8 protein-coding genes are annotated in these 10,974 nt (G+C 63.7%); 4 read left to right on the top strand and 4 right to left on the bottom strand.

The window, feature by feature from the left end; translation table 11 throughout:
• Positions 1–72 precede the first annotated feature (72 nt).
• Positions 73–1,554, bottom strand: a complete 1,482-nt coding sequence (locus KA261_02435; protein ID MBP7696643.1) for a hypothetical protein — start codon at positions 1,552–1,554, stop codon at positions 73–75.
• A gap of 83 nt (positions 1,555–1,637) precedes the next feature.
• The gene (locus KA261_02440) at positions 1,638–2,756 is read right to left on the bottom strand and encodes an SPFH domain-containing protein (GenBank protein MBP7696644.1); all 1,119 of its coding nucleotides are present in this window, start codon (positions 2,754–2,756) and stop codon (positions 1,638–1,640) included.
• A gap of 647 nt (positions 2,757–3,403) precedes the next feature.
• Between KA261_02440 and KA261_02445 the strand changes: the two genes are divergently transcribed.
• Together KA261_02445 and KA261_02450 are read left to right on the top strand one after the other, a co-directional pair.
• The gene (locus tag KA261_02445; protein ID MBP7696645.1) at positions 3,404–4,165 is read left to right on the top strand and encodes a hypothetical protein; all 762 of its coding nucleotides are present in this window, start codon (positions 3,404–3,406) and stop codon (positions 4,163–4,165) included.
• 75 nt (positions 4,166–4,240) lie between these two features.
• Positions 4,241–4,507 carry a hypothetical protein gene (locus tag KA261_02450; GenBank protein MBP7696646.1) on the top strand — a complete coding sequence of 89 codons (267 nt, stop codon included), beginning with the start codon at positions 4,241–4,243 and terminating at the stop codon, positions 4,505–4,507.
• 120 nt (positions 4,508–4,627) lie between these two features.
• Here the strand turns inward: KA261_02450 and KA261_02455 are convergent, their stop codons facing one another.
• Positions 4,628–5,140: a hypothetical protein gene (locus KA261_02455; protein ID MBP7696647.1), complete on the bottom strand. Its 513-nt coding sequence runs from the start codon at positions 5,138–5,140 to the stop codon at positions 4,628–4,630.
• 468 nt (positions 5,141–5,608) lie between these two features.
• On the opposite strand from KA261_02455, the gene KA261_02460 reads away from it, so the two are divergent.
• A complete protein-coding gene (locus KA261_02460; GenBank protein MBP7696648.1) occupies positions 5,609–7,141 on the top strand; it encodes a PKD domain-containing protein in 1,533 nt (510 codons plus the stop codon).
• A 282-nt stretch (positions 7,142–7,423) separates the two neighbouring features.
• On the opposite strand, the gene KA261_02465 is transcribed toward KA261_02460, so the two are convergent.
• Positions 7,424–8,401: an electron transfer flavoprotein subunit alpha/FixB family protein gene (locus KA261_02465; GenBank protein MBP7696649.1), complete on the bottom strand. Its 978-nt coding sequence runs from the start codon at positions 8,399–8,401 to the stop codon at positions 7,424–7,426.
• Between the two features lie 278 nt (positions 8,402–8,679).
• Here KA261_02465 and KA261_02470 point away from each other — a divergent pair, with 278 nt between their 5' ends.
• Positions 8,680–10,653 (top strand): DUF2075 domain-containing protein, encoded by a 1,974-nt coding sequence (locus KA261_02470; GenBank protein MBP7696650.1) that lies wholly within the window; start codon positions 8,680–8,682, stop codon positions 10,651–10,653.
• The last annotated feature ends 321 nt before the right edge of the window (positions 10,654–10,974 follow it).

Genomic DNA, 10,974 nt, shown 5'->3' on the forward strand with positions numbered 1-10,974 from the left:
ATAGCAATCTTTTTCGGTCGGCGTACCTCCTGCTGTCTCCCCTTAAACCCCAATGAATCCAACGAGTTCCAGCTAGTCGACCGGAATCAGGCGCTTTTCCACGGCCACCGCCTGGGTGATCGAGTCGATGAAGAAATAGTGCTCCCGGTGAAACGGCACGAACAACAGCCGAAGTCCCGTAAACCCCGTACCTGCCTCCGGCAGCGCCAGCGTGCTCGACTGGCCCAGAAGCTCCCGCGCCGCCATCGCCCGCGCCAGCACCAGCGCCTCCGCCGGCCCCACACCGACCGGCGCCAGCCGCTCCGTCTCTTCCCCGAGGTCCCGCCCCCCGAACTTCCCCGCCGCCGTCGTCATCCGCCGCCCCAGCCGATAGGCGGCTTCGAAATTGTCCACCCGAAACGCCGGCACCGCCAGCACCCCCGATTGCCCCATCCCCCCCGCAAGGATCTTAAGCCTCCCCGCCAGTTCCGACGTCATCGTCACCAGCCAGAACGGCAGGAGCACATCCTCCGGCCCGGCCGGCTGGTCGGCCGCGGCCACCTCCCCTGAAAACAGCGGGTGCTCTTCCACTGTCGTCCGCACGCCGCACTGCCGGCAGACGTAGAGGTACGACTGCTCCTCCGGGAGGCCGTGCCCGCAGTTGCCGCACCGGTGCATCCCCACTACCAGCGGTCCGAACTCCAGCGGCGCCGCTTCGGAAACCGCCTCGGCCTCCGGTGCTCCCTCGAGCGGCGGCGCTGTCTCCCCCGCCGGCTGTCCCGTCACGCCGTCCACGATCCACCGCCGATACCCCGCACCGCCGGTCTCCTCCACGATCCAGTACGGGAAATACACGATCGTCCCCCGCGGCCGGAACATCTCCGTCCGGTTCTGCCCGAACTCTGCGGTCTCGATCCGGCCGACGTTGGCGACCGTCCGCAGCGCCGTCTGCCGCGCCCGCGCCCAGCTCACCGTCGCCGGCAGCGCCCGGTACCCCTCCTGGATCTCCTCCTCCGCAAACGGCGCCCCCTTGACGTAGGTCGCCCGTAACCCCGCCGAGTACGGCACCCCCGCGATCGGCGCACCCGCCGGAAACGTGATCTGGTAGGGGGAGAGCGATACCTCCGTCCGCCGAACCGTCCGGTCGGACTCGTACGAGGAGGGCTGTCCGTCCTCCGGCACCTCCTCGACCACCCGGACCCGGTTGCGCGTCTTGAGCAGGATGGCGTCGATCTTCCAGTAGGGATAGTAGATCTTCTTGAAGCGCAGCCCTCCGCCGGTGAGCGGCTCGCCCCGCGCCTTGAGGTGCCGGTCGAGGCCGAACCGCACCTCGTACTCCTGCACCCGGCCCGCGACTACGAACGCCGCCGGCCGATCGTTCGAGCCGTCTCCGGCGCCCGCCGTCCCCGCCCGCGCGCCTCCCCCCGGCCGCTCGACCTTCAGGAGCGATGCGCAGTAAGGGCACCGGAGCACCCAGAAATCCTCGCCCAGCTCGAGTTCTCCGCCGCACCCGGGACACCCGACCGCGATAAAGAACCCCTGGGTGTGCCCCGCTGTTTTGGCTGTCGCACTCATCTTTCCGGTCCTGTCGGTTGCCGGTCCACCGGCGGCGGATCAGGCGTCCGCAGACGCCCGACCCCGCGCCGCCGGGCCGCCCGCTAGTCTTCCTTCACCGGCTTTCCGCAGTCGCCGCAGAACTTCGACCCCGGGATCAGCTTCGCACTGCAGTGCGGGCAGATCGCCGGCGCATCGAGCTTCTTGCCGCAGGCGAAACAGAACCTCGCCTCGGTCGGAAGCTGCACGCCGCATTCGGGGCAGCTGTTCTGCGCGACCATCTGGTGCCCGCAGCGGTAGCAGTACCGTGACTGCTCCGGCGTGTCGGTGTGGCATTTCGGACAGGTCACGGTGGCCACCGGCTCGCGCCGCAGTTCCGTCTGCTCCGGCGCAAACACCTTCTGTATCATCCCCGGCATCATGACCCCCACCCCGGCCGCCATCCCCATCCCGGCCCCGGCCGCTCCCGCCGCCCCGGTCGAGCCCAGCCCCCGCGCCATCTCAAATTTCAGGAACCGGTCGAGATTCCCCACCGCCTCCATCCCCGACCGCTGGTCGATCATCTTCGACACCTCGTCCGGCGGCGTGATCGAGGCGATGAAAAAATCAACCAGCCGAAGCCCGTACTTCTCGAACTCGACCTTCACGATCTGCTTGAACTCCTCCGCCAGCTCCGTATACACCGCCGGGAGATCCAGCACGCTGGCGAGCTTCTCCCCGAGCAGGTCGTTCATGCGCGCGATGATGACGTCGCGGAGGTAGTCCTGGATATCGCCCGTCCCGTAGAGCGCCTGCCGCCCGACGATCGAATTGAGGAACAGCGAGGGGTTCTCGATCTGCATTGTGAAGGCCCCGTGCCCGCGGAGCCGGATCAGCCCCAGCTCCTTGTCCCGGAACGTCACCGGGTGTTTCGTCCCCCATTTCAGGTTGGTGAACACTTTCAGGTTGACGAAATACACTTCGGCCCGGAAGGGGGAGTTGAACCCGAAGGGAAACGCCGCCAGCCGCGTGAGGATCGGGATGTTAAGCGTGGTCAGCGTGTGCCGGCCGGTGGCGAACTGGTCGGCTGCGTGCCCGTCCTTGAAGAAAATCGCCATCTGGCTGTCGCGCACGATTAGCTGCGCCCCGAGCTTGAAATCGGCCGATCCCTCGTTGGGGATTCGATGGATCATCTCGTCCCCCGAGACATCCATCCACTCGATCACCTCAAGTAGTAACGCCATTGGCACTCCAGTCTCTTCGCTATTGGCCCTTGTTTTCCTTTGCTCTCATCTCCGATCTTTCGACTAACTGACCCTCCCCCCGCCGGACCCTCGTCCTTCCCCGCCCCGTCTATTCGTTCCTCCCCGTCCTGTCGATGCCGCTCCCCCTTGTCATTCCCGCCCCCAGCTACCGTCAGACCCTCGTCCACCCCGCCCCCGATGATCACCCCCCCTTGTCTTTCCCGCTCCCCCTTGTCATTTCCGCTCCCCCTTGTCATTCCCGCGAAGGCGGGAATCCAGCCTCCTCCCCTATCTTCGTCCTAGATCGACTATCGCCCCGCGAAGCTTGACCGTCCGGTTCGGCGCCCCGCCGCCCGGAGAGGTGGGTGGTGCCTGTGTGCCAACGAGGGTTGTCGGGCCCCGGCGGTGATTCATCAGCGTAAGCCGCCATCGCGATGTGCTTTAATCGCAGATAGCGACGCTCTCACAGCTTGGCGGACGGAATCTCCGCTGGCTGAACCAGCGAATTGCCTAAATTACCCGTGGGTTCTTGGGCAGGCTCAGAGACACGAGACGCTGCATTGGGGAGGGGTAAAGAGGTCTCCACTGTCAGGTGGCGACGGAGTTCGCAAACGGTCACAACGAAGTGCATAGGAGGGAAGTTCTTCATGCACACAGATGCCAATCGAGAGCATCCGTTCGACGTGAAGCCCCTGCGGAAGCCAGGGGTGTTTGAGCGAATGCTGGGAAAGAGCCCTGAGGATAACGGCCTCATCGAGCTTCTAAATGCCCTTGGCGAGTCCGCAAACGTTCACGAAGTCCCCGAAACACTGATCAGTCGCCTGAATGAGAAGTACCGCTGTGACATCCAGGTCGAGTTCGCTTCCGACCTACAGGAACGTTATCGGGGCTTTCTCGCATGGTGCCTCAAAGACCGCAAGATCGACGGTAGCGAGGCTGACGATCTCGCCCACCTGCGTGTACTTTTTGGCATTTCTGACCGCCTGCACCAGAGAATATATCAAGAAACCGCAGAGGCGGTCTACGACCGAGCGATTTCGGAGATCCTCGCAGACGACTGCGTTACCGAAGATGAGAAGAGTTTCTTGAAAACTCTTGCGGCGGACATGAGACTTCCAGTCGATATTGAGCATCGTCTCTACCAGTCAAGGATGGAGTCTTTCCTCACGTCCAGAGTTCAAGAGGCTGTGGAAGATCGGATCTTGTCGCCAGATGAGGAAGAGGAACTCCACATACTGGCCGACAAATTGGGCATTCCCTTTCCGGAGAAGGCATGTGACGCAGATACGCTATCCCGTTGCCGACTCCTATGGAGGATTGCGTTCGGCGATCCTCCATCCGTTCTTGTCTCAATTCGATTGCAGCGAAAGGAGCGGTGCTATTTCTCAGGACCCGTCGACTGGTACTAAACTCGTCGTATGCGCCGAATCCGGTATGGGGGACCGGCTATTCGACTCAAGATCTGCAAGGGAGTTTACTGGCGGATGGCAGACTATGCAATCCAACCTGTCACCGAAGATGTCTTGACGCACATCGACTCCGGGGTCATTTATCTAGCGAACCAGAGACTGCTGTTCACTGGCACAGAGAAGAACGCATCTCTACGACTATCAAAACTGCTCGACATTACCCCGTACAAGAACGGAGTGGTGCTTCTGAAAGAGAGCGGGAGAAGCCCATTCCTGCACTTCACCGACAACATTGACATATTCTCTGCATGTTTGGCCCGAGCAATGCAGGATATCGCCTGAGCGGGCATTAAAGCCAATCAAATGGAACGGGACGACTTCCGGCGGCCAGACCGGTTTCACCGCAGGCCTCCTCCGCTGCGCGTTCAACCCTCCTATCACCATGGCGGTCCGCCCCCTCCGTTACGCCCCCCGCCCGGCCACCCGCACCATTTGCCGGATCGCCCCCAAGTGGTACGCCGTGTGCGCCACGATCGCCAGCGCCCCATTGACCGCCCGCTCGTCGCGGAAATCCCCCAGCAGCGCACCGACCGCCTCGTACTCCTCCTGGAGGCGCCGCCGAAGATTCAGCCACTCCACCGGCGTCACCGCCGTCACCCGCCAGCTCCTCTTCCAGTCGAACTTCTCCTCCTTCCCCTGCACGTACGCCCGTGTCGCCTCGAGGTAGAACCGTATATGCTCGACCTGCCCGGCGATCGTTGTCCCCGCCCCCGTCCCGCCCCCCGCCCCCACGTCCTCCGGCGCAATCGAGATCGCCGGCATCGCCGCCGAGGCCTGCGCGGCATCGACCTTCTCCAGCGTCTCCAGCAGCGATGATCCTCCGTCCAGATAGATCCCCTCCACCTTCTCGAACGTCTCCCTCAAGAGCGTCCGCAGCGTCGTCCGCAGCCCCTCCCCGCCGGTCTCGTTGGCCATAGACATTCCTCTCGCTTCCGTATGGGTCTTCGCTTGGGTGCTCCATCTTACTCCGGCTCGGCCGCCACGTCAATCACATTTCGCGACCCGCACCCGCCGGGCATCCGGTTTCGCCTCGGCCCCCGCGATTCGCCGAGCCGATCCTCCGGCCGGTGACCCGGGGAGCGCGCCCCCGGCTCCCGCCGGTATGCCTCGGTCAGACTACTTGTTATCCTGATATCCTTCCCCGCCTGCGAGACCGTCCCATCAGGACCAAAGCGGTCCTGACCCAATTATCCTGTTTCGCAGGGTTGTGCGGCGGGTGTCTCGACCGCCCGCGGCGCTCCCGAAACCCGCCCCGATTGAACGCTGACCCCCGGCCCCGCGTACAATTATCAGCCGCCGGGCCGCCAAAAGAGAGGTTGACTCGCCGCCTCCGCCCGGCGTTATATTAGGCCATCAACCTGTTGCTGTGGGGATCCGGAAAATATGAACCGCGTTACACTCCTTCTGCCCGTCGTTGCCGCTGTCGCCTTGCTGGCCTGGGTCATCCCCGGCTGCGATGACCTCACCACCGAAACGGTCAACAACTTCATCGCCGGCCACCCGAGCGCCGAATTCGCTGTTACCCCCGATTCCGGCTGTGAGCCGCTCGCCGTCACGCTCGACGATCAGTCGGTCGGTCCGCGCGACGTCGCCGTCTGGTACTTCTATCGCGGCTCCTCGATCGACCCTGTCGACTCCATCGTGATGAACCGCCGGCCCGGCGATTCCGCCATTCTCAACGCCGACACCGCCTATACTTTCGCCGAACCCGGCGTGTACGCCGTGCGCCTCACCGTCAACAACACCGCCACCGAAGGCGTAGACTCCGAACAGAAAAAGAGGGCTGTCATCGTCGGCACCTCGGTGCTCGATTTCGGCGCCTCGGACACCGTCGTTTGCTCCGGCGCCCCCGTTACTTTCAGCCCCAACATCTACGACTGGGGCGCGGTCAACACCTGGAACTGGAGTTTCGGCGACGGCTCCTCGTCGGCCGATTCTGTCCCCACCCACGTCTACCTCTCCCCCGGTACGTACAACGTCTCAGTCACGGTCGCGGGCCCCTGCGGCTCGAAAGTCATCACCGACACCGCCCTCATCAACGTCTTCGCCTCCCCCCAGCTCGTCGTCGAGACCGACACGGCCGAGGGTTGCCTGCCGCTGGCCGTGTCGTTCATGAACCGCACCATCCTCAATCCCGCCGACAGCCTCGTGCGCGACTCCGTCACCTGGAACGTCGGCGCCGGCTCTCCCGGCCCGCAGGACAGCATCCGCGTCACCTACCGCACGCCGGGGACATACGACGCCGTGCTGACTTACTACCTGAAAGCCACCCGCGCCGGCCGCATCTACTCGCTGGTCAAGGCCGACACGCTCGCAGGACTCATCACCGTGTGGGATTCCACCTCCGCCGACTTCGAGGCCGTCAACAGCCCCCTCGGCTGCTGGCGCTCCTGGTCGCAGTTCCAAATCCTCTTCACTCCGACCTACGCCGGTGACTTCGACTCCCTCATCTGGCACTTCGGCGACACCTCCCTCACCGGCGACTCCCTCGTCTTTATCGATTCCGCCCTCGGCGAGACGCCCGTCAACCCGATCCACGCCTACACCTACCCCGGGTACTTCACCGTCCGCCTCGATGCCTATGGACCGTGCGGCCACGACGTCAGCACCCGCCTCCATTACGTCGCTCTCTTCAATCCGATCCAACCCGACAGCGTCGCCTTCTCCATCGATCCTCCGGCCGGCGACACCTCCATGACCTTCACCTTCCAGAACCTCACCAACGGTATGGTCGACGACGTCAGTTGGAACTTCGGTGACGGCGACGGGGCGATCGGCAACGATGTATCACACAAGTTTGTGATTCCCGGCGCCTACAAAGTCCGCATGACCGTGAGCAACGCCTGCGGCGCGGTCACCGACACCGTGGAGGTGGTCGTCGACTCCATTCCCACCGCACCCACTGGCGGCGGATGACGCCCCCGGGCCGCCGAGTCGGCCCCCCGGATCTCTTGTAGGTCAGGACCCTTGCGGTCCTGACATCTTTCACCATCTATGGAAACCGCCCCCCGGATCCCTCGTAGGTCAGGACCCTGGTGGTCCTGACATTTTTGCCACCGACGCAAACACCCCCGTCAGGACCATAATAATCCTGGCACGCACATCGCGCAAACCGCCGCCCCCGCAGCCAAACACAAAAAGGACGCCGACCCGTTGGGATCGGCGTCCTCTGCTTCACCCCGGCGCGGGCCGCGGGGTCTATCTGCGAAGTTCCGCCTGGAACCTCTTCGTCAGCGCCGGCACGATCTCGAACGCGTCACCCACGATGCCGTAGTTGGCGACGTTGAATATCGGCGCATCCTTGTCCTTGTTGATCGCCACGATCGTCCCGGCCGAGCGCATCCCGACCAGGTGCTGGATCGCCCCCGAGATCCCCACCGCCACATACAGCTTCGGGTTTACCGTCTTTCCCGTCTGCCCCACCTGGTGGCTGTAGGCGATCCACCCCGCATCGACAATCGCGCGCGAGGCCCCCAGCGCCGCCCCCATCGCATCCGCCAGCTCCTGCATCATCGGGATATGCTCCGGCCCCTTGATCCCCCGCCCCGCCGACACGATCACATCCGCCTCAGTCAGCGTCACCTTCCCCCCCGACTCGCTCTTGACCTCGCGGATGGTCGTCCCGGCCGGCCCGATGTTGACAGTCTCCGCGGCCACTTCTCCCGACCCACTCTTGGACTCGGGGTAGATCTTCGGCCGGATCGTCACAAACAGCGGCCCGCCCTGCTGGGCGGCGTTTCTCTTGATGGTCGACAGCACCGCCCCGCCGAAATGGGGCCGCACCGCCGTCACCGTCCCGTTCTCGGCGCTGATTTTGACCGCATCCGACACCATCGCCCCGCCGTTTTTGGCCGCCAGCCGCGCAAACAGCGCTTTGCCGTAGAACGTCGCCGGCCCCATCACGATATCCGGCGTGTGCCGGGCGATCAGCTCGGACAGGGCGGCCGTGTAGAGCTGGTCGTTGAAATGGCGAAGGTGCGAATCGCTGACTGCGATTACCTTGCCGCCGTTGGCCGCGCCCCCGCGGCCGGCGATTTCCTGCGCCATCGGCTCGGCGTTTTCGGCCATGATGACCGAGTTGATTTGGCCGCCGAGGCCTTTGGCGGCTTCGATGAGCTCATAGGTAGCCGACGCAACCTTATTGTCTTTCTGGAGCGCTACAACCAATACCTTCATGCCGACTCCTCTAAGTTAGCCAAGTCACTGGAGGGAATATATGGGGCGGCAATTTCGAGAGCAACTCTTTTGCACGGCGGGGCAACTGAACCGAGGGGCGATTGGCACCGCGGCTGGCATGCGTGCCGCAATCTCAAACGGCCGACCGGAATCATTCTCGCCGGCCGAAAAAACTTGCCTCCACCGCACCCACCCCCATACTTGTCGATTGGCGAGTACCGAAAGCGACGAGTCTTGGTTTGGGTCCGGCACAGATGAAACAGCTTCCCTCTACAGCGGTGCAGCGGTCGTGGTATGCGGCGCCCATTTCTCGGTTTTTGACTTCCTCCGAGGACCGGGTTCTCGCGGAGCTCCTACGCAACTCCACTTTCACTATCCTGCAGGAGCAGCGTGATGCCTGGCTGGCCGAACTGGCTATCCTTCGCCGTGCCCTCCCCGACCGCTCCGGCATGCTCCATCTCGAGTTCTCCATCCCCCGAATGGGCAGCCGCGCCGATGCGGTTGTGCTGATCGACGGGATCGTGTTCGTTATGGAGTTCAAGATCGGCGCGAAAGTGTACTCCCCTGCGGACATCGACCAGGCGTGTGACTACGCCGTCGACCTGAAGTACTTCCACGAAGGCAGCCATGGCCTCGCCGTGATCCCCATCCTCGTTGCGTCCGAGGCGTCCCAAGCGGTTACCGACATTCGCCCCCACGCGCGGGTACCCGGGCTTTACGAACCGGTTTGCACCAACGCATCGGGGCTTCAGCCTCTCGTTCATCGGCTGCTCGAAACGGTCCCCACGGCATCGGTGGATCCGGCCGCCTGGGGCGCGAGTCGTTATCGGCCGACGCCCACGATTATCGAGGCCGCCCGGGCGCTCTATGCCGGCCACCACGTCGCCGAGATCTCTCGTCACGATGCCGGAGCCATTAACCTGGGTGAGACCTCCGACCGGTTGCTCGCCATTATCGAAGAGACTCGGTCCCGAAAGCAGAAAGCCATCTGTTTCGTCACCGGCGTCCCCGGCGCCGGCAAGACCCTGGTGGGCCTCAACATCGCGACGAAATACAACGACCCGGGCAGTGAACTCCACAGTACCTACCTATCCGGCAATGGCCCGCTCGTTGCCATTCTCCGCGAGGCCCTCGCCCGTGACATGGTGCGCCGTGAGAAGATGCAGGGACGGAAATTGCGGAAAACGGAAGCGACGACAAGGGTCAAGGCCTTCATTCAGAACGTCCACCACTTCCGCGATGAGTACATCCGGGATCAGCGCGCCCCCGTCGATCATGTCGCCTTGTTCGATGAGGCGCAGCGGGCCTGGGACCGCCTGCAGACTGCCGCGTTCATGAAGAAGCGCTCCAAACAGGCCGGCTTCCCCTACTCCGAGCCGGAATTTCTCATCTCCTGCATGGATCGCCGCGACGATTGGGCCGTTATCGTCTGCCTTGTCGGCGGCGGTCAGGAAATCCACCGCGGGGAGGCCGGCATCGGCGAGTGGATTCAGGCGGTCCGGCGCTCCTTCGATCATTGGCATCTCCACATCTCCGACAGTCTCTTCGACACCGAGTACGCCGCCGGGCGTGTTCTCGAAGACATCAAGGGGCGCGCGCGTGTGAACTTCGTCCCGGACCTCCACCTGGGTGTCTCCATCCGGTCCTTCCGGTCCGAGAAAGTCTCGGCTTTCGTGAAACAGATACTTGACTGTGAGGCGGCGGCCGCCCGCGGTTTGCTCCACGACTTCATCGACCAGTATCCGATCCGCCTCACCCGCGACCTCGACCGCGCCAAGCAGTGGTTGCGCGATCAGGCGGTCGGCAATGAACGCTACGGCATCGTCGTGTCCTCTCAGGCCGAACGCCTGAAACCGCTCGCCATGGATGTACGCACACCCGTCAACCCGGTGAAGTGGTTCCTCGATGGCAAAGACGACGTGCGTTCCTCGTACTACCTCGAAGATGTAGCGACGGAGTTTCACGTCCAGGGACTCGAGCTCGATTGGACTTGCGTCTCCTGGGACGGGGATTTCCGGTACGACAATCGGAGGTGGCAGCATTTCTCGTTCCGCGGCACCACGTGGCAGCGAGTCAAGCAGGAGCAGCGCAAGGTCTACCTCAAAAATGCCTACCGCGTCCTCCTCACCCGCGCCCGACAGGGCATGGTGATCTTCGTCCCCCGAGGCTCCGGCCATGACCCGACCAGAGATCCTCGCTTCTACGACAGCACGTACCGGTACCTTCAGGAGATCGGACTGCCGGAGTTATAGAACTCCGCCAACCGTCATCCACCGCTTATCCCGGCTCGGGTCGCATCACTGGCCCGCACGCGTCGTCGGTCGGGGCACGCCGTTGACCCGGGGACATCGTCGGTCGGGGCACGCCGTTGACCGGCGAACGTCGTTGGCTGCAGAGCCCCGATGATCGCGGAATATCCTTGGTTGGCGAACCCCGTTGACCCGGCGACATCGTCGGTCGGGGCACGCCGTTGACCGGCGAACGTCGTTGGCTGCAGAGCCCCGATGATCGCGGAATATCCTTGGTTGGCGAACCCCGTTGACCCGGCGACATCGTCGGTCGGGGCACGCCGT

It is taken from the genome of Candidatus Zixiibacteriota bacterium, from assembly GCA_017999435.1.
In the GTDB taxonomy this organism is placed as follows: Bacteria; Zixibacteria; MSB-5A5; order GN15; family FEB-12; genus JAGNLV01.